Below are 25,454 nucleotides of genomic sequence, written 5' to 3'. Positions count from 1 at the left end.
GCACGGAAGGTCGCCCCGCATGGCCAACGCTGCCGCACCAGTCTGGAATCACGCCTCGTCGACACCCGACCACATCGCCCTTCGCGGGGAGGACGGCGAGGAGTGGACCTACGGCCGCCTCCGTGAGCGCGCCGCCGCCGTCGCGGGCCGCCTGGCCGAGCACGGCGTACGCCCCGGCGACAGAGTCCTGCTCGTCGCGCCTTCCGTGCCCGAGTTCGCGTTCGCCTACTACGGGATCCTCGCTGCCGGTGCGATCGCCGTCACCGCCAACACCATGGCCCCACAAAGGGAGTTGGCGTTCATAGCGGGCGACGCGGACGTGTCGCTCGTCCTGGGCTGGCATGCGATCACTCCGGCGCCCGAGCAGGCCGCGGACGGACTGTCCGTCCCATACTGGGAGTTGCAGCCCGGTCTCACCGAAACGGGTCCGACAGGGACCCCCTCGATCCCTGACGTGCACCCAAGCGAGGACGACGACACAGCCGCTCTCCTCTACACCTCCGGCACCACCGGACGGCCCAAGGGCGCCCAGCTCACCCACGGCAATCTCAATGCCTGCGCGGCGGTCTTCTGCGACGTGCACGCCATCACCGCCGAGGACTGCGCCGTGACCGGCCTGCCCCTGTTCCACGTCTTCGGGCAGGCGTGCGTGATGGCCACCACGATGCGCGCCGGCGGCAGCCTCACCCTCCTCGAACGGTTCCACCCGTCGACCATGCTGGCCATGATCCGCCGCGACCACCCCACCTTCATCGCGGGCGTACCCACCATGTGGAACGCGATCCTGCGCGCCGCCTACGACACCGGCGCCGACTTCACCGGTCTGCGCCTCGCGTCCTCCGGCGGCGCCTCACTGCCGGTGGAGGTGATGCGCGCCTTCGAGAAGCGGTTCGGCTGCACCATCGTCGAGGGCTACGGCCTGACGGAGACCACCGGCGCCGCGACCTGCCATCTCGTGGGCCGGCCGGCGAAGCCGGGACACGTGGGACGGGCCCTGCCGGGCTGCGCCATCTCCGTACGGGACGACGACGGTCACGAACTGCCACCCGGCCAGGTCGGCGAGGTCCACATCAAGGGCCCCGTTGTGATGAAGGGCTACTGGAACCGACCCGATGCCACCGCCGAGGCCCTGCGCGACGGGTGGCTGCGCACCGGAGACCTCGGCGCCACGGACCACGACGGAGACCTGCGCATCGTCGACCGCAAGAAGGACCTGGTCATCCGCGGTGGCTACAACGTCTACCCGCGCGAGGTCGAGGACGTCCTGTACGAACACCCCGACATCGTCGAAGCGGCCGTCATAGGAGTCCCCGACGAGTTCTACGGCGAAGAGGTCGCTGCCGTCATCGCGGTACGGCCCGGCGCCCGCCTCGGCGTGGCCGAACTGCGCGCATGGGCCAAGGAACGTCTCTCCGCCTACAAGGTGCCCCATCTCGTCGCCGTCGTGGACGAGTTGCCGAAGGGAGCGACCGGGAAGATCCTCAAGCGCGCGATCGATCCCGCCCTGCTGAAGGCGGACACGAGCACGGCCGACGCGCCGCGGACGATACTGCCGGACTGAGCAACCGCGCTTCCTGGAACGCCTCGAACCAGCGACGGGACACACGCATGACGACGACACACGCACCTGCCTACGCCCGCCGGACCTGGCAGACGGTCGAGCCCTACCACGGCGCGGTCTACTTCTCGGCCGAGGCACATGCCGCCTACGCGGCTCTGGGGGTGGAGAGCGGGCCCGGATACTTCGCCTCCCGCGCGGCGGCCCTGGGCCCGGTCGCACCGGAAGTCGTGATCGCCACCTTCTACAACTTCAACCCGAAGGTCGTACGGGCCGCGCTGCCCGCCGCCTGGCGGACCGCTCCGCCCGAGGCGTTCCTCGCCGCACGGCTGGCCGGCATCGACGGGACGCTTCGCAGGATTCTCGGGGCGGAGGTTCTCGCGTCGGAGGAGACTCGGCGGGCCGCGGAGTTGTCCAGGCGCGCCGCGGAGGCCGCGCTGCCGTACCTGCACGGACGGCCCCTGTTCGCCGCGCACGCCGCGCTGCCCTGGCCCGACGAGCCGCACCTCGTGCTCTGGCATGCGCAGACGCTGCTGCGCGAATTCCGGGGAGACGGCCACGTGACGGCGCTCCTGGACGCCGGGCTCAGCAACGTCGAGGCGCTGGTCACCCATGCCGCGGCCGGGCCCGTGGGGGCCGAGACCCTTCGGACGACGCGCTCCTGGTCGCCGGACGAATGGACGGAGGCGGTGGAGGGACTGCGTACGCGGGGGTGGCTCGCCGGCGGCTCTGACCTGGCCTTCACCGCGGAAGGGGAGGAGTGGCGATCGGCGGTCGAGGAGGCCACCGACCGATTGGCCGCCGCGCCCTACACGGCCCTGGGACCGGACGGCTGCGCCGAGTTGCGCGACCTGGTGAGGCCCTGGAGCCAGTCCCTGGCAGCGGAGTTGATGCCGTGGGCGGCGACGCGTCTGAAGGCCTGACGTGCGCTCCGAGCGGGTCGGGTCCAACGCGACGAGGCATTGAAGGTGACACCGGATTCAATTACGGTGCAGGGGCCGCAGGAGAGACGGTCGAGCAACTGAACGGGAGAGTTCGTGCAGATCAACGGGAAAGTCGCGATCGTCACGGGAGCAGCGGGCGGCATCGGCGCCGCCATCGCGCAGCGGCTCCTCGAGCACGACGCCCAAGGCGTCCTGCTGACGGACCTCGACGCCGGCCGCCTCGACGCGACGGTCAAGCAGCTCGCCGGTTCGCACGGCGAGCGGGTCGGGGGAGTGGCGGGCAATGCCGCGTCGACGGCCGACCTGGAGCGGATCGTCGACGCGGCCGAGTCGCGGTTCGGACCGGTCGACCTGTACTTCGCCAACGCGGGTGTCGGCGGTGGCGCGGGGCTCGACGCGAGCGAGGACGAGTGGAGCCGCGCGCTCGACGTCAACGTGATGGCCCACGTGCGTGCCGCGAAGCTGCTGGTGCCACGCTGGATGGAGCGCGGAGCCGGCTACTTCTTCAGTACGGCGTCGGCTGCCGGGCTGCTCACACAGATCGGCTCCGCGACGTACTCCGTCAGCAAGCACGGCGCGGTGGCCTTTGCCGAATGGCTCTCGGTGACGTACGGGGACAGCGGGGTGCGGGTGAGCTGCCTGTGCCCGCAGGGTGTCGAGACCGAACTGCTCATGGCCGGCACCCGGTCGGACGATCCGGTCGAACGCGCCGCCGCCCGCGCCGTGTTGGACTCGGGGGAGCTGCTGCGGCCGCTCGATGTCGCCGACCGCGTGATGGAGGCGGTCGGGGACGAACGGTTCCTCGTCCTTCCGCACCCGCAGGTACTCGATTTCTACCGCCACAAGGGCAGCGACTACGACCGGTGGCTCCGCGGCATGCGGCGTTATCAGGCGTCTGTGAAGTGACCTGAAGCAGCACATCGCCGCCGCGCACTGCCACCCCAGGCCTGATGATGGCGGACCTCGCGCCGGACGGCCGTCGGTGAAACCGTAAGAGACATGACCGTTGGAGGATGCGTGGTCGAGCTGTCCGATCGGGGGGACGAGCGCGAGGCGAAAGTCCTCGTCGCCGGGGCGCCGACGGGCACCGGCCTGGGCGCGCTCGCCCGATGGCTGGGGGAGCGGGGCGAGCAGGTCACCGGGCCGCTCGCCGTCCGGCGCATCGGCCTCGGCCAGAGCAACCTCACCTACCGCGTCGACGACGCCGACGGCCACTGCTGGGTGGTGCGCCGTCCCCCGCACGGCCCCCTGCTGCCCACCGCCCACGACATCGGGCGCGAACACCGCATCATGGCGGCCCTCGCCGGCACCCAGGTCCCCGTACCCGCCGTGGTCGGCCTGTGCGACGACGACGGCGTGCACCACCTGGTGATGGAGCACGTCGACGGGATCGTGCTCGACGGCCTGGACGTGGCCAAGGCTCTGCCCACCCGGGTACGGGCAGGCATAGGAACGTCGCTGACACGCACCCTCGCCGCCATCCACGCGGTGAACCTGGAGACGACGGGCCTGCACGACCTCGCGAGCCACCGGCCGTACGCCGAGCGGCAGTTGAAACGGTGGTCCCGGCAGTGGGAACAGAGCCGGACCCGCGACCAGCCCGCCCTCCACCGGCTCACCGAGCTGCTGCGCCGCCGCGTACCCGAGCGACAGAGCCTCGTCCTGGTCCACGGCGACCTGCACGTCCGCAACGTGATCTGCTCGCCGGACACCGGCGCCGTGCGCGCGGCGCTCGACTGGGAGCTGTCGACGCTCGGCGACCCCATGGCCGACCTGGGCACCCTGCTCGCCTACTGGCCCGAGCCCGGCGAAGTCCCGCCCGACCGCCCCGCCCTCGGCGTCACGGCGCTGGACGGCTTCGCCCGACGCGACGAACTCGTGGACAGCTACGCCCGGTCGAGCGGCCGTGACATCGGGCCGGAGCTCGCCTTCTGGCACGTACTCGCCGTGTGGAAGGTGGCGGTCATCGGCGAGGGCGTCCTGCGACGCGCTCTCGACGAGCCACGCAACGCCGCGGAGGGCGGCCCGCCCAGCACCGCCTACATCGACCAGATGGTCGACCAGGCCTGGGCACTGGCCACCCACTACGGCCTCTGACACTGCGCAGTTCCCCCGCCCCGCCCTCCCATCGATCACGCCAGGAGAAGCACCTCATGTCGTACGTCGTCATCGCCACCATGATCGCCAAGCCCGGTCAGGAGGAACTCGTCGAGAAGACACTGCGGGCGGCCGCGGCCGATGTGCACGCGGAGCCGGGGTGCGCCCGCTGGGCCCTGCACCGAAAGACCGGCACCACGGGCCACTTCGTCATGGTCGAGAAGTGGCAATCCAAGGAGGCGCTCCACACCCACGGCAAGGGCGCCGCGCTCGCCGGGATCGGACGCGCGCTGAAGGACGCGCTGGAGGGACCGGCGGATGTCACGGTCTTCGACGCGCTTTTGGCGGGAGACGCTGAGAAGGGCGCGCTGTAGACACGTACGAACCAGACACGAATGAGGCAGTCATGCCCCAGGAAGGAGGACGCCCTCGTCGTCGTCGGCGTGCAGGATGTCACCCGTGGTGAAGGTGACGCCGCCGAAGGACACGGGGACGTCCACCGTTCCACGACCGGTCTTGCCGCCCCGGCGTGGATCGACGCCGACCGTCTTCCGCTTTGGAGAAGACGTACTACTCGGTCGGTGGCGGGTTCGTCGTCATCGAGTGCTGACGGGGCCGGCCCTGACCGCCGTCGCCTGCCAGTGATCTGAGCGGCCGTCACGGCCGAGTCCGGCGCCACAACCGGGGCCGCAGCCGCAGCCCAGCCGTCATCCGGCCCCGATCGTGGCGGAGACGCTAGGCCGCCCACTCCCGCAACAGCTGCTCCCGCTGCGAGCTCCGAGGCGACCCGCCCTCCCAGGCGCGGCCCCAGGCCGACATCGCCGTCAGCGTGGTCTCCATCGTCGCGGCGCCCTGCGTGAGGCGGGACAGGAGGGCGCGGGAGAGATCGACCTCGGTCTGGGGGTAGCCGACGGCCGCGGCGACGTAGGCCGCCAACTCGTGGTCGCCGTCGGACGATTCAACGCGCACGGCCCTCAGCGGCGGGGCCTCGTCGATCCGGCCCGAGCTCACAGGCAGCGCCAGCTCCGTCACCGCGGCCAGAGCCAGGTCCTTGACCACGCCGACCTGCCGCATCAGGGACTTCACGGGGACGTCCGCCACCGTCAGGGCGGTCACGTCCTCCCACAGGTAGAGGGCCGACTGGCCGTCGCCGAGGCCCACCACGCCCTCGGGTGTCAGGCGTACCCCAGTAGCCAGACCGGCCGGCTTCGCGCCCACATACACATCGCCCTCGGCGATCCAGAAAAGCCCCACCATGGCCATGGCTGCTCACTTCCCCCGACGACGGCGCACCGTCGTGTCACTTCTCAAACGATCAGGTCGTCCACCGTAACGCGCGAGTACGCAAGTTCCCACTTCGCGCCCGTGCGCACGCGGGCATCGACGTCTCGCGCAGGTTGGTTTCATGGTGGGTAGGTGGCTGACCTGCGCTTGTGATCGTGACTCGGCGAGCAGCTCCTCGGCGACGTATACCGCCAGCCCGTGGAGGTACTGCCCCATCCCCGCACGGGCACCCCCATGGTCATCCCGCGCCGGAACCGCTGACGCCGGGGTGTCACGGCGCCGGCCGCAGCGGTACGTCGGGGGGACGCATGCCGCACGCGATCACCACCCCCTATTCTTCCGCTGATCGCAGCACATACAGCTGCAGGGCCAAGGTGGGGGACGACACATGACATACCGGCGCGCGGTGATACCGGCACTGGTCGGAGGCTTGCTGATCACGCTGTTGCTGTGGTGGGCGGGGGCGAGCACGCAGGCGCTGCAACTGCGCGGCACCACGAGCGTGTTCGACCCACAGTCCGTGAGCGAACTCGTGCGATGGCTCGCACCGTGGTCGTACAACTCCCCGGTGGACCTGATGTCGGGCGGGCCTGTGGGCGCAAGCACAGCGGCGGGCGGAAGCACCCAGTACGCCGATCTGTACAGCACGGCGATGCAGATCAGATTCGTGGCGGTCTTCGTGTTCTTCCTGGCCGGCGCGCTGCTCCTGGTCCGCAGGATCCCGCCGACGCAGGGCCGTACGCCGGCCACCCTGCTCGCGTTGTGGGCCTGGGCCCCGGTGGCCGGAACACTGGCCGTCACAGTCTCCGCGCCGTGGCTGATCGCATCCAGGGGGCACGGCAGCTACCGTGTCCTGCCAGCGCTGGCGAGTGCGGTCGCGTCGAGCGGCCCGGTCACGGTGTTCGCAGGACTGTTGACCGCCGTAGTCACGGTGCTCGTGGCGCGTGTCACCGTCAAGGGTGAGGAGCCGCTGCCCCGGCAGAGTGTGCCGCCGCGCCCTGCCCGCCTGGCCGCGAGCGTGGGGACGGCGGTGGTCGCGTTGTCGCTGGTGGTCCTCTCGTACCAATCGGTGGCGGCCTGGATCCAGACCTCGTTCGGCAGCGGAGGAATGCTGTCCGAGCCCGGCGACCTGCTGCGCCAGTGGCTGCTGCTCGGCGGCTGGACGGGCCCCGGGAGCACTGGGCTCGGGGACTGGCTGCTGTACCGCGCCGTCGACGTGATCCTGCTGGCCGTGGTGTGGTGGGCGCTGCGTCTGCTGCCCGGCCTGCTCACACGCACCACGGTGCCGGCGATGGCGGTGGGCGCGGTCTGCGCAACCGTACTGGGACTGACGGCGAGCCAAGTGCTGCACATGGCGATCGACGACACGGCCACCGTGTACGGGCCTGTTCACGTGTTCTCGACGCTGGGCAACGGTGTCCCGGCCGCGCTCACCTTCGGCGTCGTGGCGGGGCTTGCGGCCGTTGCGACACTGCGGCTGGCGGGGAGACGTGACACGGCGGCTGTTCCCGGTTAGCGACCCGGGTGGGGGTGTTGCCGGCACCACCCCCACCCGGGCCTCAGGCCGACTGACTCGGCGTCGGCCGCGCGGCAGGCTTTTCCCAGCACCGGCGAGGACCCGCCGGGCACCGGCCAAGGACGGGGAAGAGCGATGAGCAGTCACACACGCCGAAGGATCCTCCAGGGAGCGGCAGTCGCGGCAGCCGGCAGCGTTGTCGGAGGCTACGGCCCCGGCCGCTACTCCACCGAGGCGCAGGCCGCCACCCGCGGCACGGTGGCCGGGGGAGGTGGGTCAACTCCGTTCCTGGAGGGCGCGTTCGCGCCGGTCACCGAGGAACTCACCGCGTTCGGCCTCGAGGTGACCGGCCGGGTACCGCGCGATCTGGACGGCCGCTATCTGCGAACCGGCCCCAACGCATTGGGAGTTGAGGACCCCCGGGCCCACCACTGGATGCTCGGGGACGGCATGGTGCACGGGGTGCGGCTGCGCGGCGGGCGCGCCGAGTGGTACCGCAACCGCTGGGTGCGTTCCTCGCAGGTGGCACGGAAGCTGGGCGAACCGTACCCGGGCGAGATGCCGCCGGACGACTTCGCCTGCAACACCCACGTCATCCCGTACAAGGGGCGCATCCTGGCCCTCCAGGAGAGCGGCCCGCTGCCGTACGAACTGGACGGCGAGCTCAACACGGTGCGGCCCTACGACTTCCGCTCCACGCTGGAGGGTGCGTTCACCGCGCACACCAAGTACGACGCGGCGGCGGACGAACTGCACGCGGTGACGTACTACCCGACCTGGGACCACGTGCGGCACCTCGTGATCGACGGGACCGGCCGGGTGGCACGGACCACCAGGATCCCGGTCGCGGACGCGCCGATGATGCACGACTTCGCCCTGACCGGGAAGTACGTGGTGATCGTCGACGTGCCGATCACCTTCGACATGGCAGCCGCCGAGGCGGGCGCACTCGTGCCCTACGTGTGGAACCCGAGGCACCCGATGCGGGTGGGCGTGATGCCGCGGACCGGTGGCGCCACCCGCTGGTTCGAGATCGATCCGGTGTACTACTCGCACACGCTCAACGCGTACGACCAGGGCGACACCATCGTCATGGAACTCACCACCATGCCCGCGCCGTTCTACGCCGCGGGCCGGGGCAATGGCGGGCCCTCAGCGATCGGTGCACCGGCGCTCGACCGCTGGACGATCGACCTGCGTGCCGGACGCGTGACCAGTAACCGGCTCGTCGACCTGCCGCAGGAGTTCCCGCGCGTCAACGAGTCCCTGGTGTCGCGGCGGCACCGCTTCGCGTACACGGCGAGCGCCGCGGAGATGTGGCGCGCCTACGAAACGGTCGACGGGGTGCCGCCGGACGACAAGTTCACCAACTGCCTGGTCAAGCACGACATGCTGCGAGGCAGCCGGCAGGTACACCGCTTCCCGCACGGCGCGGCGGCCGGAGAGCCGGTGTTCGTACCCCGCCGCGGGGCACGGGACGAGGACGACGGCTACCTCCTGTCCTACGTGCACAACCCCGACCGCGGAGCCAGCGACCTGGTGATCCTCTCCGCCCAGGACTTCACCGCCCGCCCCTTGGCCCACATCCACCTGCCGGGACGGGTGCCGCTCGGCTTCCACGGGAGCTGGGTCCCGGACGCGTGAGGCCGGAACCCTCAGCGTGTCACTGCTCGAGAGCTTCGCAGCGGCTGAGCCCTTCGACCGCCTGCGCGTGCTCTCTTGGATACCTGGCCGCGCCGGGAATGGCGAGTGCAGTGCGGAACTGCTCTCTCGCATCCGTGATCCGGCCCGCCGCGTAGTAGGAGCCGCCCAGCCGGCAGCGGATGTCCATCTCATTGCGGCCGTGATCGGGATCGTCTCGTGGTGCCAGAGTCCGGTGCTGCGCGAGAGCGTGTTGGTAGGCGGCCGCGGCGGCGCCCAGGTTTCCTGCGCTGTGCTCTGCTGTACCCAGCCTGGTCAGGGTGAGCGTGTGCAGAGGGACGTCGCCGGTTTCCTGAATGAGGCCGGCCACCTGACGGAGCAGGGTCCGGGTCCCGGGGCGGTAGAGGTAGAGGTAGAGGTAGAGGTCGAGGGTGGACGTGAGGGCCCTGTTGATCGCGCGAGGGTGGCCGAGGATCATGCTGGGGACAAACGCGGCGCGGAAGCAGGCCAGCGCTTCCTCATGGTGCCCCTGGGCGTGGTGGACGAGCCCGAGGGCGAAGGATGCCATCGCGGCGAGCCAGTGATCGTCACACTGCTGAGCCAGTGCCAGTCCCGAGGCGAGCCAGGAGGCTCCTTGTCTGCCTCGCTCCGTGCTCGGCCCGGCGGTTCCCAGCCCGGCCATGGCCCCCAGTCCGACCAGGGCCCGGGCCTCCTCGCGGGCGTCCTCGCGCTCACGGCTGAGTGCCAGTGCCTGGTTGAGGCAGGTGAGCGCCTCCGGGAAACGGGCCCGGTGCATGAGGGTGAGGCCGAGCGCGTTGCGCAGCGAGAGGTCCATACGCCGGTCGGTGGCCCGGTCCGCTTGCGTGAGCGCGATCTCGAGGGCGCTCTGGCACTCGTGAAACCGGCGCCGGCTGAGAAAGTGGCCGGTCAGGGCCTCGGCGATCCAGCATGCGTAGTCGGCTTCGCCGAACGCCGCGGCGTGACCGACGACGTCCACGAGCTCCGCGCCGGCCGAGTCCAGCCAGAGGGTTGCGTCCCTCCAGTGCGTGAAGGGAGCTCCAGCGGGTTCCGGACCATTGGGGAAAGCGTCGGGCCCCCATGCGCTGGCGATCCGGCCGGCGTCGAGGTAGAGGCGGAGGGAGGCTCTGCGCGCGGCGCCGGTTTCGGCGGCTGCGGTTTCGGCCAGCCGCCGCGCGTGGACGCGCACCAGGTCGTGCATCCGGTAGCGGCCCGGACGCGGCTGCTGCAGAAGACTCGTGTCCACCAGACTCTCCAGGACCAGCTCGGCGTCCTGGGGCGACCAGCCCAGCATGGCCGCTGGAGTCCGCAGGTCGAACTCGACCGTCGGTGCCAGGCCCAGGGTGCGAAATCCCTGCTGCTGTGTGGGCGAGAGCTGCTCGTAGGACAGGCGGAAGGCCGCCTCCACGCTGCGGTCCCCGGCGCTCAGTTCGCCCAGACGGTGGGCGTCGCCCGTCATGCGTTCCACGAGGTACGCCAGGGTCCAGGCCGGGCGGGTCTGCAGTCGCGTACCGGCGATGCGCAGTGCCAGCGGCAGCCCGTCGCACATCCGGACCAACTCCCCAGTCGCCTCGGGCTCTTGGTCGGTGCGCTCCGGCCCGACGATGTGCCGGATCAGGCGTGTCGCGTCGTTGGGGCCCAGAGTGTCCAGGGTGACCCGCCGATCGGCATCCAGTGCGGGCAGTCGCTGCCGGCTGGCCACGATCACGCTGCTGCCCGGGCCGGCCGGAAGCAGCGGCCGTACCTGCCGCGTGCCCAGAGCATCGTCGAGCACGAGAAGAAGCCGCAGGGAGCTGGTTGCCGTGCGCCAGTGAGTCATGAGTTCGTCGAGGTCGTTCGGCACCTCACGGTCGTCAGCACCGATGGAGCGCAGCAATCGCCTCAGCACTCGCTGCGGCGACAGTTTCTGACGCGCCGTGCTGTGCGCGTGCAGGTCCACGAACAGGCAGCCGTCCGGGTAGCGGTCGCGGATGTGCTGGGCCGCGCGCACGACGAGCGCGGTCTTGCCGACCCCTGCCGGACCGTCCACCGCCATGACGGAGACCGAGTCGGGCGCGCAGGACACCGTCAGGAGAGCCAGTTCGCCCTCACGCCCGACGAGCTGCCCGGTGTCGCCCGGCAGCTGATTGACGGCGGGGCGGAGCCGCGACCGGTCCGGCGCCGTGGCCGGGCCCGCCGCGGGACCCAGGAGAAAGGCGTTGTCCTGTCGCAGCACGGCGTCGTGGATCCGGCTGAGCTCCTCACCGGGGTCGACGCCGAGCTCGTCGCGCAGCCGTACACGCAAGTCCTCATAGGCGTTCAGGGCCTCCGCTTGGCGCTCGCAGCTGTACAGGGCACGCATCCGCAACGCCATCAGCGACTCGTCGTACCGATCGGACTCGGGCAGGCAGGCCAGGTCGTCCAGGGCATCGGCGAACCGGCCGAGCAGAACGAGACATTCGAGCCGGGCCAGCCGCAGCGTTCGCCGGCGCTCGAGCAGACGTTGCCGCTCGGCCTGCGCGAACGGTCCCGGCAGGTTGGCCAAGGGCTCGCCCTGGAACAGCGCGAGCGCTGCCGACAGCTGGTCCGCGGCGCTGGGCAGATCGCCCGATGCCTTCGTACGCAGCGCCTCGTCGCCCCGTTCGGCCAGGTCCGCCACATCGAGACGGATGGAGTCGGCCGCGCAGCGGTACCAGCCCTTGCCGCTGAGGATCACCGACTCGGCGGGCCGGGTGCCTGCGGCGTCGAGTGCTCTGCGCAGCGGATTGACGTGACTGGCCAGCACCTTGTGACCGGTTGCGGGAGGATCGGCCCCCCACACTCCGTCGAGCAGCCGCTCGTGACTCACCACGGCCCCGTGGTGGAGCAACAACGCGGCAAGCACCGCCTGCCGTTTGGCCGGCCCCAGGTCCAGGGGTGTCTCGCCCCGCCAGGCCCGTAACGGCCCGAGCACCTCGATGCGAAGCCGCTGAGGCGGTCTCCCGTCCACCCCCGACCTCCACTCCCGTACATCATCGGAAATTCGTCAGCATTGCAGCACGCCCGGCCAGGAGGCGGACACTACATCGCACAATCCGCACAACTGAAGGTGGTGCGAGCAAGCGTCGGCCGAGCTGTCGATGTTCCCTTAACCGGCGCTGACCGGATACGAACTCGACTCCGTACGCACCCGTCGTGATCTTTGGGTACGGGCGGACGATCCGCGCTTGGACGCGATCCGGGCGTTCGGTGTCGTCGGCGTCGTCAACTGTGTCGCACCCACTGATGGGGAGCAGCCCGCCATCGAGAGAGCAGGGTGTGTTCGAGGCACGCAGGCGCGATGGGCGATGTGAGCTCGCAGGACTTCGCTTCGCGCCGGGTCCGCGCTGTGGGGTCCAGGAGGCGCGCCCTGCTCACACAGGCCGAGGACCGTACGCCCGTGGTGGTCACCGCCGAGGTCGGGTAGAGCGGGCGGGCAAGGGGCTGACGGGCCGCTCCCCGGCGGATTCGGCCCGTGGCTGACTGCAGGCCGCCTCGCGTGGCGGTGTGTACGGGTTTCGGACACTGTGGAGGTAAAGGAGTCGAAAGGGTGAACGCGATGGACAGGCTGCCGAGGATCGTAGTGGGCATCGACGGTTCGCCCTCTTCGCAGGCCGCGCTGCGCTGGGCGGTCCGGTACGCGCACCTGGTGGGCGGGAGGGTGGAGGCGGTGTCGGCGTGGGAGGTACCTGGTATGGCGTCGTGGTCGGCCCCTGCGGTGGACGCCGACTTCGACGAGGGGCAGGCCGAGCAGGGTCTGGTCGCGGAGGTCCGCGCCGTCCTCGGCGAGAACGGCGGATCCCTGGTGCACGAACGCCTCGTGCGTGGCAATGCGGCCGACGTGCTGGTGGATTCCGCCCAGGGCGCCGAGATGCTGGTCGTGGGCGGCCGCGGCCACGGCCGTTTCCGACGGGCGCTGCTCGGTTCGGTCAGTCAGCAGGTGGCGCAGCACGCTCCGTGCCCGGTGACGATCATCCGGCCGGACGTGCCTGCCGAATGACCTGTCTGGTCAGAAGTGCTCCGGCGCCACGGCGCCGGCCGAGTGATCGGTGATGTTGTCGGCGTCGTCGGAGTCATGGTCGACGGTGCTGTTGGCGATCTGTCCTGCCAGGCCGAGCAGCAAGAACTCATTCCCGTACGGCTGACACCGACATGCTGTCCCCTCCCGACCGCGCCCGCGCGGGCGCAGAGTCGAACGGAGGCGGGCAGGGAGGTGCGGGGGAGCCCACCACCTGGGCCCCGTGCCACGACGGGCACCGGGCCCAGGCGGTACCTCATGCCACCCGGCCCTCTCGGTCACACGGCCGCCGGCGTGCCCGCCTCCCGTGCCTGCGTCGCCGGGAGCCGGAATTCCTGGCCCGCCAGGGACTCGTAAAGACGGACCGGGCTCATCTCGCCCGCCAGGTCGCCGTGCTGGGCCTTGGAGCGGCGGTAGATCTGCTCGACCAGGGCCGACAGTTCGGTGGAGACGCCGATGTCGCGGCCCAGGTCCACGGCGAGCCCGAGGTCCTTGCAGGCGAGTGCCATGGCGAACGAGTCGTCGTAGTCCCCGTCGGTAAGGATCGACATGATGTCGTTCTCGAGGAAGTTCGAGGCGGCCGGGCTGGCCAGGAGCGCGTTGCGCAGGGTGTCCAGGCCGACGCCCGCCTTCACGCCCATGGCCAGGACCTCGGCGGAGGCCGTGAGGTGGGTGAACCAGAGAAGGTTGATCATGAGTTTGACCGTGTATCCGGCGCCCAGCGGACCCACGTGGAGGATGCGGTCGGGGTCACCCATCACCTCGAGCACGGGCAGCGCCGCCGCGAAGTCGGCGTCGGAGCCACCGACGAAGATCTGCAGCATCCCCGCCTTGGCGCCGTGCGCCATACCGCTCACCGGTGCGTCGAGCCGGCGCACACCGCGCTCGTCGAGCACCTCGGCGGCGACCCGGTCGGCGGCGGCCGGTGTGGACGTCGACATGTCGATCCACAGGGACCCGGCGGGCAGCGCCTCGGCGACCCCGCCGCGCAGCAGCACGTCCTCGACGATGCGCGGGTTGGGCAGCATCGTCACCAGGACCTCGGCGTCGCTCGCGCACAGAGCGGCGGTCTCCGCCCACGCGGCACCGAGTGCCACGTGCTCGGCGGCGGCCTCGGGGCGGGTGTCGTGCACCGTCACCTGGTGCCCCGCCTGGATGAGATGACGGGCCATGTGGCCGCCCATGTTGCCGAGCCCGATGAATCCGATCCTCATGATCATTCCTTACTGCAGCGGCGTACGAGGATGTAAGGCAAATGCCGTAAGTGTGGTGCAGGGATGGGGAGTTGAGCGGCGGGTTAGGCCTTGGGCGCCGAGACCGACAGCTGCTGCGCCGACGGCGTGTAGAACGGGTTGGTGACACCGGACTTGACCGCGTCGATCACGTCCCCGGCTGTCGGCCGGCCCTCGACGGCGGCGCGCAGCGCCTGGTAAGCGGCGACACGCTGGTTGCGGAAGGACTCGTCGAGGTCGTCGACGCCCGGGTTGACCCAGATCGCGGCGATGATCAGCAGGTCGTCCGCCTCGCCAGCGGGGACGGTCCCGTCGAGCACGGCGTCGGCGACCCCCTGTGCGAGGCCCGCCTGGGCCGAGCCCCAGGTGGCGCGCTCGTGCAGCTCCCCGTCGGCCGCCGCCTTGTTGACGAACAGGGTCAGCGGCTTCACCGGCACCGAGGGGCGCACGACCGTCATGAACGGCACGTGCCCCGCGCTCGGCGTGGCCAGGGCGGTGGCCCACGCGGTCTCCACCGGACCACCCTTGCGGCCGAGGACGATGTTGGTGTGCGCGGCGTTGACGCCGTCGCCCACGAAGGATTCACCGATGAGGACGGTGGAGGCAAAGGGCATGGTGGTGCTCCCGTACGAGGATCAGGGCGGGACAGGGTGGGGTCAGGCCAGGGGCGCGGAAGGCCCAACAGGCCGGCGCGCCGGACGAGTTGGAGGGTGTGCCGACTCGCGGCACGAGACGCAGCCGCACCGGCGGGACGTACCCGCCTTCGGCTGGCTGCTCGGCGAAACTAGGTCGCCGCGCGACAGGTGTGCAAGCTCGCACCGGAAATCGAAACCGGGGTTGCGATGCGCGCAACCCCCACGCTCCCACCCGCGCCGGCCCCTCGCGTGACCACACTCTGACCAGGCACTTCGCCGGCACGCCGACGCCTTTACGATGCGAGCGTGAACGAAGCGAACGCCCCCCGGTCCGTCCGCAGCCAGGGCCACGGCCTGCGCCGCGACGTCGACCTCCTCGAAGCACTCGGCTCGCCCGAGGCCCACCGCACCGGCGGCCTCGGTGTCGTACGCATAGCCCAGCTGGTGGGGCGCGACAAGAGCCAGGTGTCCCGGGCGCTGAAGGCTCTCGCCGACGAGGGCATCGTCGAGCGGGACCCCGACAGCCTCGAGTACCGGCTCGGCTGGCGGCTGTTCTCGCTGGTCGCGCGGACCTCGGAGAGCCGGGTCGTGCGCGTGGCGGGGCCGGTCATGCACCGGTTGGCCGCTGACCTGGAGGAGACCACCCACCTGTGCGTGCTGCACGACAGGGAGGTGCGCACCCTGCTCTCGGTGTCCGGGCACTCCTACCGCCTGCGCGAATGGGAGGGGCGCGGCTGCTCTGCCTGGATCACCTCCGCGGGGCCGGTGCTTCTGGAGGGCGCCAGCCCCGACGAGCTGTATGTGCGGTTCGGGGCCACCGAAGAGGTGTCGGTGCCCGACCTCTGGTCCCGCATCCGGCGGGCCGAGGCGGAGGGGTTCGCCCGCGAGGTCGAGGAGTTCGAGCCCGGGCTCGTCGGCGTCTCCGCCGCAGTGCGTGACTTCCGCGGCCGGGTCGTGGCCGCCCTCAACGTCACCGCGCCCGCCGAGCGTTTCGCGGCGCGCCTCGACCACGCGGGAGCGGCCGCCGCGGCCGCCGCGGCGAAGGTGTCGGCCCAGCTCGGCTGGGAGCCGCGGCAGTAGACGGAGGTACGGGGGAGCGGTTGCGCTGAGCGCAACTCACGTCTCGATCACCACAGACGTCTTGTTCCCGGCGGTTAACGGCCCATAAATTCCTCGCATCCCGGCCCCAGCGCGACGGACAGAGACCCCAGAGACGTCCCCGCCCCGCACCGGGCCTGCCCTTCGGCACGCCCTTTTCGGCCGGTCTGCTTGGCAACACTTTCTTCCACCTGCCGGTTCCGTGCGCCCTGAGCGCCCGCGACCCGGTGCAAGGAGCAGTCCATGGACATCGACCTCGCCGTCGAAACCGACCTCGCCACCGATATCGAGAGCATCGTCAAGTCGCCTTATGGAGAAGGAGACTTGTGGATCGGCGGGCAGTGGCGCGCCGCGTCCGACGGCCGCACGTACCCGGTGTACGACCCGGCCACCGGCGAGGTCGTCCGCGAGGTCGGCGCCGCCTCGGCGCAGGACGCGACCGACGCCCTCGACGCCGCGTCGGCCGCGGCCGAGGAGTGGCGGCGCACCCCGGCCCGCCGCCGCTCCGAGATCCTCACCGGCGCCTTCCGCCTGATGCACGAGCACAGCGACGCCCTCGCCCGACTCATCACCCTGGAGAACGGCAAGGCGTACCGCGACGCCAAGGCCGAGGTCGGCTACGCCGCCGAGTTCTTCCGCTGGTTCGCCGAGGAGGCCGTACGCATCGGCTCCGGCTTCGGCGAGGCACCGGCGGGCGGCTTCCGGCACGCGATCCTCAAGGCACCCGTCGGCGTCACCGCGTTCGTGACGCCGTGGAACTTCCCCGCCGCGATGGCCACCCGCAAGATCGCCCCCGCGCTCGCGGCCGGCTGCCCCGTCCTGCTCAAGCCGGCCCCCGAGACACCCCTGACCGCGCTGGCCGTCGCCGCGCTGCTCGCCGAGGCCGGACTGCCGGCCGGCCTGCTCAACGTACTGCCGACCGACCGTGCCACCGAGACCGTCTCCGCCTGGCTCGACGACGAGCGTGTCCGCAAGTTCTCCTTCACCGGCTCCACCGCCACCGGCCGCGTCCTGCTGCGCCAGTGCGCCGACCACGTCGTCAACGTGACCATGGAACTCGGCGGCAACGCCCCGTTCGTGGTCCTCGCCGACGCCGACATCGACGCCGCCGTACGCGGTGCGATGGACGCCAAGATGCGCGGCGGAGGAGAGGTGTGCATCGCCGCCAACCGGTTCTACGTGCACTCCGACGTCGCCGCAGAGTTCACCGAGAAGTTCGGCGCCGCGATGCGTGAGGTCAAGGCTGGGCCCGGCCTCGCCGAGGGCGTCACCCTCGGCCCGGTGATCAACCCGACGGCGGTGGAACGGATCTCCGGTCTCGTCGCCGACGCCGTGAACCGCGGCGCCCGGATCGCCGCGCAGGGCGAGGCCCCCGCCGACGGAGGCTGGTACCACCCGGCCACCGTCCTCACCGACGTCCCCGCCGACGCCGACATCCTGCACACCGAGGTCTTCGGCCCGGTCGCCCCGATCGTCACCTTCACCGACGAGGAGGAGATGCTCGCCGCGGCCAACGACACCGCGTACGGCCTCGCCTCGTACGTCTACACCCGCGACCTGGCCCGCGGCCTGCGGATCGCCGAGCGTCTGGAGGCCGGCATGGTCGGCCTCAACCGCGGCCTGATCTCCGACACGGCCGCCCCCTTCGGCGGCGTCAAGCAGTCCGGCATCGGCCGCGAGGGAGGCCGCGAAGGAATCGAGGCGTTCCTGGAGACCAAGTACGTAGCCCTGGACTGGCCCACCCCCTGAATCCCGGCCCGCCCCTGCCCTCACAACCTACGGAGTCCCCATGGCAATGACGCCTGTCTCCCAGCGCCCCCACGGCTCACCCGCGGCGGGCAGTCCCCGCGACCGGGCCCGGCTGCACTTCCGCCTGAAGACCGCGACCCAGTTGGGCCAGGGCCTGGACGGCTACGTCATCGGCGGCATCGGCATGGCGATGACCGCGCTCACCGCGGACCTGCACCTGGGCACGGTCGCTCAGGGCCTGGTCGGAGCCTCACCGCTGATCGGCATCTTCTTCGGCGGACCGGTCTTCGGCTGGCTCGCCGACCGGTTCGGGCGCCGCCCCGTCTTCATGGTCGACATGCTGATCTTCCTGATCAGCTCGGTGGCTCAGTTCTTCGTGGCGGACGGCACCCAACTCTTCCTGATCCGCCTGGTGATGGGCCTGGCGATCGGCGGCGAGTACGCGGTGGGCGCGCCCCTGCTGTCCGAGTACGCGCCCAGCAAGGGCCGCGGCCGACTGCTCGGCAGCCTGGAGATCAGCTGGTACGTGGGATACGCCCTGGCCACCGTGGTCGGTGCCCTGTTCGCCGAGATGGACGGCGGCTGGCGCTGGTCCCTGTCCAGCGGCGCGGTCATCGCCGTCGTCTGTCTCGCACTGCGCGGGGGCGTGCCGGAGTCGGCGCGCTGGCTCCTCAGCAAGGGCCGCACCGAGGAGGCCCAGACGCTCATCGAGCGGTACGGCATCGAGCTCGACGCGGACGCCGAACTCGCCGAGACCGGTGAACAGGCGGGATTCCGGGCCCTGTTCAGCCGCAAGCACCTGCGGGCGACCGTCTTCGCCGGCACGTTCTGGGCGGCGCTCGTCCTGCCGTACTTCGCGATCGGCGCCTTCTGGAGCGAGGTGTTCGAGGCCCTGAACATGGGCGACAATGCGGTCGCCGCACTCCTCGTCTACGCGTTCACGGCCGTCGCAGGAGTGACGCTCGGCTGCCTCGTGGTCGAACGCATCGGTCGGCGCAAGCTCCTGATCCCCCCGTTCTGGATCACGGCGGTCTGCCTCGCTCTGGTGGCCATGTGGCCGGACGTCACACCTGTGGTGGTGGGCGGCTTCCTGTTCTTCATCTTCCTCAACGCGGCGTCCAGCGCGCTGACGGCGGTGTATCCGCTGGAGGTCTTCCCCACCGCGCTGCGCACCACGGGCGTCGGATTCGCGGCGGCCATCAGCCGGGTGGGTGCCGCGATCGGTACGTTCCTGCTGCCGATGGGGCTGGAACACGTGGGCCCGCGATTCGTCCTGCTGGTCGGCGCGGCGGTGCTCGCGCTCGGGGGTCTGGTCTCCCACTTCCTGGCACCGGAGACGACGGACATGGACCTCGCCCACACGGCGCGCGCGGGGCGCTGACACGGGACTCTGCCTCTGGCTCTCGCTCTGCCTCTGTGCTCCGACTGCCTGGGGCGGGGCGGGGCGGGGCGGGGCGGGGCGGGGGCTTGACCGCCTTCGACCCCGATGCCGACTTGACTTGTCCGGTGACCTCGCCCTTCGCCTGATGATGGACTCCTTCGTCACCCGGCCCTGAGCTTTCCCGACTACTACGGTCAGAACCTCGACGCACTCAATGACTGCCTCCGCGACGTCGAGTCGTACGAGTACGGAACCACCCGGGACGCCACCGGCCTCGTCATCGTCTTCACGAGCTACGGCCGGTTTGCGCGTGCGGAACCGCGTACCGCGCAGATCGTGCTGGACATCCTTGCCGACCGCGCTCGCAGCGCGGCCCTGTTCGGACACCGCATCATGTGCCTGGTTCACAGCAACGACCCGGACATCAGCTTCGAGCCGGTGGGCGCCATGCCCGTCCAGTGGAACGACGCCGAACGGCTCGACAGCAGTCGACGGTCCGCCTGACGCTCTGACCCGTTGTGCTTACGGTGATCCGCAGTTGGCGTCCAGGCTCGCCGAGAGGTCATGCAGGAACTGGACGACATCGTCACCTCGTCCATCGGCCGGCGCTGGGCCGTCGCCGACCCCTTCCGCTCCTTCCACCTCGGCGAGAGCTTCGACGACTGATCCGGCCGGCGACACGGACCCGGATCCGCACCGCCGACCGTAACCGGCCCACCTCACCGCGAACTGCTGCGCGAAGCCGACCTCTTCTACGCCAACCGCCGCCCCGGCTACCTCGAGAAGATCGGCCTGAGTGCCGAGGAAGCCACGGCCATCCGCCCCGGCATCATCCACCTCAGCTTCTCGCTTGCCGGCGTGACCGGCCCGTGGGCCGACCGCGTCGGCTTCGACCAGACCGCCGGCGCGCTCACCGGCATCATGCTGATGGAGGGCGCGGACGGTGTCGCGGCCGGACCGAAGAGCACACCTGCTCTGCCTTACATCAGCGTCGTCAATGACTACGTCCTCTCCTGGCTGGCCACCACCGGGGCCGTCGCCGCGCTGATGCGCCGCGCCACCGACGGCGGCAGCTATCGCGTCACCCTCAACCTCACCCGCATCGCCACCTGGATCCTCAGCCTCGGTGTCTTCGACCGTGACTACGCCCACGAGGTCGCGCTCGACCCCGACCCCAACTCCCCGCACGCGTACCTCGACCCGGACGCCTTCACCGCCGAAACCCCCTGCGGCCACTACCAGGGCGTCACCGACCAGATCATCATGTCCAAGACCCCCGGCCGCTTCCGCGACGTCCCGCTTCCCCGCGGCGGCAGTGCTCCCGTCTGGCTTCCCCGACACCGCTGAACCCCACCGGCTTCCGGTACAGCAAGGAGGGCCACAGCCCCCTGCAGAGGCCCGGCCCGCGCCCCTGCCTGACATCAGCTCGGGGCCAGGTTCACGGATTTGTCCCCCGGGCCAGGATGACGGCGTAGCGGCATTCGTCGGTGCTGGTGTTGGCGAAGACGCGTGGGGAGGGTTCGCCCAGTTCGATCGTGTCCCCCGCGTCGAGTTCATGCACCGCATCGCCCTCGTGGAAGGTCAGATGCCCGTCGAGCACCCAGACCACCTGGCGCAGGAACGCGAAGGCGGCGGCGGGATACGGCACGCGGGCACCGGCGGGCAGGCGGATCTCGGCGACCTCGGTGGGGAATTCCAGGCCGGTGATCTGGCGGCGGCGGTACCCGGTGGCGGGATCGGTCCACTCCACTGCCTCGCCCCGGCGGCGCACCCCTCCAGACTCGCTCTCGCCGACGGGGGACCCGCCGTCGGCCGGTGCTTCGGCCGCGCCTTCGGCGAGGGCGAACAAGGAGGAGACGCTGAGCTGGAAGGCGGCGGACAGTTTGCCCAGGATCGCGGCGGTGGGGCTGCTTTCACCGCGCTCGATCCGGTGGATCATGGCGCGGGACACCCCCGACTCCTCGGCGAGCCGGGCCAGGGTCCACCGGCGTCGCTCCCGCTCGACGCGAATGCGGGCCGCGATCTGCGCCACCAGCGGGTCTACCATGTTGGACATGGATCTAATATACGAGAAGTCGGGGGTGGCGGTAGGCGTCCGCACGGCATGCATCGGTGACGCCGAGGCTGTGCGAGTCATCCGCAACGACGCGATCGAGCACTCCACGGCCCTTTGGACGACCAGAACTCAGACTTCCGCCGAAGCGGCCGCCTGGCTCACCACCCACCTGAACCGTGGCTCGGCGTTCGTGGCCGAGGTCGACGGTGAGGTCGCCGGGTTCGCGGTCTACGGCCCGTGGAAGGACTTCGACGGGTTCTGCCACACGGTGGAGAACTCCGTCTACGTCCGAGAGGGACTCCACGGGCTCGGCATCGGATCCGCGCTGCTGACCGTACTCATCTCCGGCGCGCGCAAGGCCGGCCACCACGTGGTGATCGCGGGGATCGAAGGCAGCAACACGGCCTCGATCCGGCTGCATGAACGCTTCGGTTTCCAGCATGCCGGCACGGTGCGTGAGGTCGGAACGAAGTTCGGCCGGTGGCTGGACCTGACGCTCATGCGGCTTCTCCTGGCGTGACTTGCCGGTGAACGAGATCTGGATCCCGGGGGGGCACGGGCCGGGCCGGCCGGGTGATCGCCCCTGGTCTGTCGGCGAGGAAGCTGCCGCTGGTCCTGGTGGGACGTGATGGTTCGCGCCTGCGGGACGTGGCGGACACGCCTGACGGACAGCACCGCACGCTGGTGGCTGCCACCACCGAGGCCATGGCCCAGCACGTAGCCTCCGGCACACCCGCCGTGGTGGTGAACGCGATCGGCTGCCGGTTCACTGCGACGGCGTTGCCCATCGTTCGGGCCTGCCCGCCGGGCACCCACTACCTCGACCTGTCCGACGAGTTGTCCGCCGTGACCGAGGTGCCGGCCGCGCATGACGAGGCCGTCGCGACCGGCAGACGCCCGGCGCCCGGCGCCGGATTCGGCGTGCCGGCCATCGACTGTGTGGTGCTGAAGCTGTGCGGGAACCGGCCGGTGCCGCAGCGGGTCCGGGTCGACGCAATGGCCGGCAGCAAGGGCGGCGTCCTCGGGCCGACCGTGGCGGCGAGCGCGGTGGAGGGCCTGCCCGCCGGCGGCCGTCGCTCTGCAAACGGCCGGATGCTCCGAGCGGGCATCGGCTCGGTGGCCGAGCACATCACGCTGCCGGAGGGGCCGCTGTCGACGACTCGCACGTGCGCCGAGTGGTCGTCAATCTCTGCGCTTTTGAGTGACGACGCGGCCCGGCTTCGGTGTGCCTCCTGCCCCGTGTCCGAGGCTGGCGCCCGACCGGACCCGCTCCGGTCATGCAGCCGCGGGGCTACGGGAGGTTGCCGTGCACATTCTGCTGGTGGCGAGCGCGTTCAACAGTCTCACTCAGCGCGTCCACGCCGAGTTGCGGGACCGAGGCCACAGCCTGGACGTGCATCTCGCATCCAGTGACGATGCGCTGCGCGGCGCACTCGGCGCCTGTAAGCCGGAGCTGGTCATCGCGCCCATGCTGAAGAGGGCCATCCCCGAGGATGTGTGGCGGGAACACACCTGCCTGATCGTTCACCCCGGACCCGTAGGTGACCGGGGCCCCTCCTCGCTCGACTGGGCGATCAGTGCGGGCGTTGACCGTTGGGGCGTCACCGTGCTCCAGGCCAACGGTGAGATGGACGCCGGCCACGTGTGGGCATCGGCCGGTTTCCCGGTGTCTCCGGTCGGCAAGAGCGACCTGTACCGCAACGAGGTGTCGGACGCCGCGTTGGACGCGGTGCTCCTGGCCGTCGACCGATTCGCCTCGGGCACCTATTCGCCCCTGCCCCAGGCCCAGGTGAGGAACAGGGCGGCGGCAGGAACCCGCCCCTCCTACCCCCAGGGCCTGCGGCGCATCCGCTGGGCGCGGGACAGCACCGAGACCGTGTTGCGCAAGCTGCGCGCTGCCGACTCGTCCCCCGGCGTGCTGGACGAACTCCTGGGTGGTGAGTGGCACTTGCACGGGGGCCACCCGGAGGACGAACTGAAGGGGCGCCCAGGGGAGTTGCTCGCCACCAGGGCCGGGGCGATCTGCCGTGCGACAGTGGACGGCGCCGTATGGATTCCCGAACTGAGGCTCCGCCGCAGACCGGGGGAGCCCAGGCCGTTCAAACTGCCGGCCGTTCAGGCCCTCGCCGACCGGCTCCCCGACCTTCCGGACAGCGTCTTCGCGCCTGACGCGGACCATGACCGGCGTACCTGGTCCGACATCAGCTATCGCGAGGAGGGGGCGGTCGGGTTCCTGTCCTTCTCCTTCCCGGGCGGAGCCATGAGCACGTCGCACTGCCGGCGCCTGCTCGACGCCTACTGGGCCGCCTGCTCGCGACCCACTGCCGTGCTCGTCCTCGGCGGCACCCGGGACTTCTTCTCCAACGGAATCCATCTGAACGTGATTGAGGCGGCCGATGATCCGGGCGCCGAGTCCTGGGCCAACATCAACGCGATGAACGACCTGGTCGAGGCCGTGCTTACGACCACTGACCGCCTGGTGGTCAGCGCCCTGGGCGGCAACGCAGCCGCGGGCGGGGCCATGCTGGCCCTCGCCGCGGACGAAGTGTGGTGCCGTGCGGGCGTGGTGCTCAACCCGCACTACCGTCTGATGGGGCTGTACGGGTCCGAGTACTGGACCTACACGCTGCCGCGCCGCGTGGGCGCCGACGTGGCCGACCGACTGATGCAGGAGGCGCTGCCGGTGAGCGCGTCGGCCGGGCTGCGGCCGGGTCTGGTGGACCGCCTCGTCGAGTGCTACCCGCAGGATTTCCCGGGCGAAGTGACCCGTTTGGCCGTGCGGCTCGCCAATTCCGCCGGGATGCAGGAGCGCATCGCGGCGAAGAAGCAGACACGGGAGCGGGACGAATCCGTCAAGCCGCTGTCCCTCTACCGGGAAGCGGAGCTCTCGAGCATGCTCCGCACCTTCTCGGACCCCCATGCCCCGTACCACGCGCTGCGGCGTGCATTCGTTCGTAAGCAGCCCTCCACCGAGGCGCCGTCCCACCTGATCCGCGCCGGTGCGGCGGGTCGGTGACCTGTCCGGGTGGTCAGTGCGCGCCCGCGCATGGCCACGTCGCGCACTGACCGGGTGCCTGCTATCAAGGAATGCGGGGGCCGATTTGTGCCCTTTCGTTGTATCCCTCCCCCTAGGAGGCATCCCTATGGATGCAGCAACGCCGACCGTGGTCGATTCCGACGGTCTGCCGGCAGAGGAAGAATCCCCGACGATTCACATCCTCTGGATCAACGCGGGACTGAGCTGTGACGGCGACTCCGTGGCCCTGACGGCGGCCATGCAGCCGAGCATCGAGGAGATCGTGCTCGGCGTGCTGCCCGGCCTGCCGAAGATTGCCGTCCACTGGCCGCTGATCGACTTCGAATGCGGACCCGTAGGCGGCGCGGACACCTTCATCGAGTGGTTCTTCAAGGGGGAGCGCGGCGAGATCGACCCCTTCGTGCTGGTCGTCGAGGGTTCGATCCCCAACGAGGCCATCAAGCCGGAGGGCTACTGGTGCGGCTTCGGTGACGATCCGGAGACGGGCCAGCCGATCACGACGAGCGAGTGGATCGACCGGCTCGCACCCAAGGCGCTGGCCGTCGTGGCCATCGGGACCTGCGCCACCTACGGCGGCATCCACGCGATGGCGGGCAACCCGACCGGTGCCATGGGAGTGCCCGACTACCTCGGCTGGGACTGGAAGTCCCAGGCAGGCATCCCGATCGTGTGCGTACCGGGATGCCCCATCCAGCCGGACAACTTCTCCGAGACTCTGACCTACCTGCTCTACCAGGCGGCAGGGTCGGCCCCGATGATTCCGCTGGACGACAAGCTGCGTCCGACCTGGCTGTTCGGGGCCACCGTCCACGAGGGCTGCGACCGGGCCGGCTACTACGAGCAGGGCCAGTTCGCGACCACCTACGACTCGCCCAAGTGCCTAGTGAAACTCGGCTGCTGGGGACCGGTCGTCAAGTGCAACGTGCCCAAGCGCGGCTGGATGAACGGCATCGGCGGCTGTCCGAACGTCGGCGGCATCTGCATCGCCTGCACCATGCCCGGCTTCCCCGACAAGTTCATGCCGTTCATGGACGAGCCGCCCGGCGGCAAGCTGTCCAGCGCGGCGAGCGGCGCGTACGGGTCGGTGATCCGAAAGCTCCGCTCCATCACGGCCAAGACCGTGGACAAGGAGCCCAAGTGGCGCAACCGCGGCAAGGCGTTGACGACCGGATACCGGCCGCCGTGGTGAATGG

Annotated in this window: 22 protein-coding genes and 2 pseudogenes; 18 read left to right on the top strand and 6 right to left on the bottom strand. The window is 70.6% G+C overall.

Annotated elements, in window-relative coordinates; genetic code table 11:
- The first annotated feature begins 19 nt into the window (after positions 1-19).
- The 5 genes from OG574_RS03055 to OG574_RS03035 all read left to right on the top strand — a co-directional run bounded on the left by OG574_RS03055 (position 20) and on the right by OG574_RS03035 (position 4,973).
- Complete coding sequence (locus OG574_RS03055) at positions 20-1,561, top strand: long-chain-fatty-acid--CoA ligase (RefSeq protein ID WP_326771710.1); 1,542 nt, start codon at positions 20-22, stop codon at positions 1,559-1,561.
- A gap of 47 nt (positions 1,562-1,608) precedes the next feature.
- On the top strand, positions 1,609-2,481 hold the full coding sequence (locus OG574_RS03050; RefSeq protein ID WP_326771709.1) for an SCO6745 family protein: 873 nt from the start codon (positions 1,609-1,611) through the stop codon (positions 2,479-2,481).
- A 114-nt stretch (positions 2,482-2,595) separates the two neighbouring features.
- Positions 2,596-3,408: an SDR family oxidoreductase gene (locus tag OG574_RS03045; protein WP_326771708.1), complete on the top strand. Its 813-nt coding sequence runs from the start codon at positions 2,596-2,598 to the stop codon at positions 3,406-3,408.
- A gap of 93 nt (positions 3,409-3,501) precedes the next feature.
- The gene (locus OG574_RS03040; protein WP_326771707.1) at positions 3,502-4,599 is read left to right on the top strand and encodes a phosphotransferase family protein; all 1,098 of its coding nucleotides are present in this window, start codon (positions 3,502-3,504) and stop codon (positions 4,597-4,599) included.
- Positions 4,600-4,655: 56 nt separating this feature from the next.
- Positions 4,656-4,973 carry a putative quinol monooxygenase gene (locus OG574_RS03035; RefSeq protein ID WP_326771706.1) on the top strand — a complete coding sequence of 106 codons (318 nt, stop codon included), beginning with the start codon at positions 4,656-4,658 and terminating at the stop codon, positions 4,971-4,973.
- Positions 4,974-5,003: 30 nt separating this feature from the next.
- Here the strand turns inward: OG574_RS03035 and OG574_RS03030 are convergent.
- Together OG574_RS03030 and OG574_RS03025 are read right to left on the bottom strand one after the other, a co-directional pair.
- Positions 5,004-5,135, bottom strand: a pseudogene (locus OG574_RS03030) (ribonuclease E activity regulator RraA); the annotation flags it as partial.
- Between the two features lie 199 nt (positions 5,136-5,334).
- Complete coding sequence (locus tag OG574_RS03025) at positions 5,335-5,862, bottom strand: hypothetical protein (protein ID WP_326771705.1); 528 nt, start codon at positions 5,860-5,862, stop codon at positions 5,335-5,337.
- Between the two features lie 189 nt (positions 5,863-6,051).
- On the opposite strand from OG574_RS03025, the pseudogene OG574_RS03020 reads away from it, so the two are divergent.
- From OG574_RS03020 to OG574_RS03010, 3 genes and pseudogenes are all read left to right on the top strand, one after another.
- Positions 6,052-6,144 (top strand): annotated as a pseudogene (locus tag OG574_RS03020) (hemin ABC transporter ATP-binding protein); the annotation flags it as partial.
- Between the two features lie 127 nt (positions 6,145-6,271).
- A complete protein-coding gene (locus OG574_RS03015) occupies positions 6,272-7,399 on the top strand; it encodes a hypothetical protein (RefSeq protein ID WP_326771704.1) in 1,128 nt (375 codons plus the stop codon).
- Positions 7,400-7,534: 135 nt separating this feature from the next.
- The gene (locus OG574_RS03010; RefSeq protein ID WP_326771703.1) at positions 7,535-9,043 is read left to right on the top strand and encodes a carotenoid oxygenase family protein; all 1,509 of its coding nucleotides are present in this window, start codon (positions 7,535-7,537) and stop codon (positions 9,041-9,043) included.
- 19 nt (positions 9,044-9,062) lie between these two features.
- On the opposite strand, the gene OG574_RS03005 is transcribed toward OG574_RS03010, so the two are convergent.
- Positions 9,063-12,026 carry an AfsR/SARP family transcriptional regulator gene (locus tag OG574_RS03005; protein ID WP_326771702.1) on the bottom strand — a complete coding sequence of 988 codons (2,964 nt, stop codon included), beginning with the start codon at positions 12,024-12,026 and terminating at the stop codon, positions 9,063-9,065.
- Between the two features lie 330 nt (positions 12,027-12,356).
- On the opposite strand from OG574_RS03005, the gene OG574_RS03000 reads away from it, so the two are divergent.
- On the top strand, positions 12,357-12,482 hold the full coding sequence (locus OG574_RS03000) for a hypothetical protein (protein WP_326771701.1): 126 nt from the start codon (positions 12,357-12,359) through the stop codon (positions 12,480-12,482).
- 132 nt (positions 12,483-12,614) lie between these two features.
- Entirely contained in the window at positions 12,615-13,055 is a 441-nt protein-coding gene (locus OG574_RS02995; RefSeq protein WP_326778347.1) for a universal stress protein, read from the top strand.
- Between the two features lie 296 nt (positions 13,056-13,351).
- Here OG574_RS02995 and OG574_RS02990 read toward each other — a convergent pair whose 3' ends face one another.
- Positions 13,352-14,287 carry an NAD(P)-dependent oxidoreductase gene (locus OG574_RS02990; protein WP_326771700.1) on the bottom strand — a complete coding sequence of 312 codons (936 nt, stop codon included), beginning with the start codon at positions 14,285-14,287 and terminating at the stop codon, positions 13,352-13,354.
- A gap of 83 nt (positions 14,288-14,370) precedes the next feature.
- On the bottom strand, positions 14,371-14,919 hold the full coding sequence (gene fae / locus OG574_RS02985) for a formaldehyde-activating enzyme (protein WP_326771699.1): 549 nt from the start codon (positions 14,917-14,919) through the stop codon (positions 14,371-14,373).
- A gap of 327 nt (positions 14,920-15,246) precedes the next feature.
- On the opposite strand from fae, the gene OG574_RS02980 reads away from it, so the two are divergent.
- The 5 genes from OG574_RS02980 (at position 15,247) to OG574_RS02955 (ending at position 20,515) form a co-directional block, all read left to right on the top strand.
- Positions 15,247-16,020: an IclR family transcriptional regulator gene (locus OG574_RS02980; protein ID WP_326771698.1), complete on the top strand. Its 774-nt coding sequence runs from the start codon at positions 15,247-15,249 to the stop codon at positions 16,018-16,020.
- 261 nt (positions 16,021-16,281) lie between these two features.
- Positions 16,282-17,787: an NAD-dependent succinate-semialdehyde dehydrogenase gene (locus OG574_RS02975; RefSeq protein WP_326771697.1), complete on the top strand. Its 1,506-nt coding sequence runs from the start codon at positions 16,282-16,284 to the stop codon at positions 17,785-17,787.
- Between the two features lie 40 nt (positions 17,788-17,827).
- Positions 17,828-19,168: an MFS transporter gene (locus OG574_RS02970; protein WP_326771696.1), complete on the top strand. Its 1,341-nt coding sequence runs from the start codon at positions 17,828-17,830 to the stop codon at positions 19,166-19,168.
- Positions 19,169-19,339: 171 nt separating this feature from the next.
- The gene (locus OG574_RS52650; protein WP_398377479.1) at positions 19,340-19,672 is read left to right on the top strand and encodes a barstar family protein; all 333 of its coding nucleotides are present in this window, start codon (positions 19,340-19,342) and stop codon (positions 19,670-19,672) included.
- Positions 19,673-19,897: 225 nt separating this feature from the next.
- Positions 19,898-20,515, top strand: a complete 618-nt coding sequence (locus OG574_RS02955) for a CoA transferase (protein WP_326778346.1) — start codon at positions 19,898-19,900, stop codon at positions 20,513-20,515.
- 91 nt (positions 20,516-20,606) lie between these two features.
- Here the strand turns inward: OG574_RS02955 and OG574_RS02950 are convergent, their stop codons facing one another.
- On the bottom strand, positions 20,607-21,224 hold the full coding sequence (locus OG574_RS02950; protein WP_326771694.1) for a helix-turn-helix domain-containing protein: 618 nt from the start codon (positions 21,222-21,224) through the stop codon (positions 20,607-20,609).
- Between OG574_RS02950 and OG574_RS02945 the strand changes: the two genes are divergently transcribed.
- The 3 genes from OG574_RS02945 to OG574_RS02935 all read left to right on the top strand — a co-directional run bounded on the left by OG574_RS02945 (position 21,223) and on the right by OG574_RS02935 (position 25,450).
- Entirely contained in the window at positions 21,223-21,744 is a 522-nt protein-coding gene (locus OG574_RS02945) for a GNAT family N-acetyltransferase (RefSeq protein ID WP_326771693.1), read from the top strand. The genes OG574_RS02950 and OG574_RS02945 overlap by 2 nt on opposite strands.
- A gap of 786 nt (positions 21,745-22,530) precedes the next feature.
- The gene (locus OG574_RS02940; RefSeq protein ID WP_326771692.1) at positions 22,531-24,240 is read left to right on the top strand and encodes an enoyl-CoA hydratase-related protein; all 1,710 of its coding nucleotides are present in this window, start codon (positions 22,531-22,533) and stop codon (positions 24,238-24,240) included.
- A 127-nt stretch (positions 24,241-24,367) separates the two neighbouring features.
- Positions 24,368-25,450, top strand: coding sequence for a hydrogenase expression protein HypE (locus OG574_RS02935; protein WP_326771691.1), 1,083 nt, complete (start codon positions 24,368-24,370; stop codon positions 25,448-25,450).
- Positions 25,451-25,454: the final 4 nt, after the last annotated feature.

The organism is Streptomyces sp. NBC_01445, from assembly GCF_035918235.1.
Classification (GTDB): domain Bacteria; phylum Actinomycetota; class Actinomycetes; order Streptomycetales; family Streptomycetaceae; genus Streptomyces.
This window is presented reverse-complemented; position numbering and strand designations above follow the sequence as displayed.

Bases quoted from the DNA above. Each gene is read 5' to 3' on its own strand.
- OG574_RS03055 (WP_326771710.1), top strand. From the start codon at position 20: ATGGCCAACGCTGCCGCACCAGTCTGGAATCACGCCTCGTCGACACCC.
- OG574_RS03050 (WP_326771709.1), top strand. From the start codon at position 1,609: ATGACGACGACACACGCACCTGCCTACGCCCGCCGGACCTGGCAGACG.
- OG574_RS03040 (WP_326771707.1), top strand. From the start codon at position 3,502: ATGACCGTTGGAGGATGCGTGGTCGAGCTGTCCGATCGGGGGGACGAG.
- OG574_RS03035 (WP_326771706.1), top strand. From the start codon at position 4,656: ATGTCGTACGTCGTCATCGCCACCATGATCGCCAAGCCCGGTCAGGAG.
- OG574_RS03025 (WP_326771705.1), bottom strand. From the start codon at position 5,862: ATGGCCATGGTGGGGCTTTTCTGGATCGCCGAGGGCGATGTGTATGTG.
- OG574_RS03015 (WP_326771704.1), top strand. From the start codon at position 6,272: ATGACATACCGGCGCGCGGTGATACCGGCACTGGTCGGAGGCTTGCTG.
- OG574_RS03010 (WP_326771703.1), top strand. From the start codon at position 7,535: ATGAGCAGTCACACACGCCGAAGGATCCTCCAGGGAGCGGCAGTCGCG.
- OG574_RS03000 (WP_326771701.1), top strand. From the start codon at position 12,357: ATGGGCGATGTGAGCTCGCAGGACTTCGCTTCGCGCCGGGTCCGCGCT.
- OG574_RS02995 (WP_326778347.1), top strand. From the start codon at position 12,615: ATGGACAGGCTGCCGAGGATCGTAGTGGGCATCGACGGTTCGCCCTCT.
- OG574_RS02990 (WP_326771700.1), bottom strand. From the start codon at position 14,287: ATGAGGATCGGATTCATCGGGCTCGGCAACATGGGCGGCCACATGGCC.
- fae (WP_326771699.1), bottom strand. From the start codon at position 14,919: ATGCCCTTTGCCTCCACCGTCCTCATCGGTGAATCCTTCGTGGGCGAC.
- OG574_RS02975 (WP_326771697.1), top strand. From the start codon at position 16,282: ATGGACATCGACCTCGCCGTCGAAACCGACCTCGCCACCGATATCGAG.
- OG574_RS02970 (WP_326771696.1), top strand. From the start codon at position 17,828: ATGGCAATGACGCCTGTCTCCCAGCGCCCCCACGGCTCACCCGCGGCG.
- OG574_RS02945 (WP_326771693.1), top strand. From the start codon at position 21,223: ATGGATCTAATATACGAGAAGTCGGGGGTGGCGGTAGGCGTCCGCACG.
- OG574_RS02950 (WP_326771694.1), bottom strand. From the start codon at position 21,224: ATGTCCAACATGGTAGACCCGCTGGTGGCGCAGATCGCGGCCCGCATT.
- OG574_RS02935 (WP_326771691.1), top strand. From the start codon at position 24,368: ATGGATGCAGCAACGCCGACCGTGGTCGATTCCGACGGTCTGCCGGCA.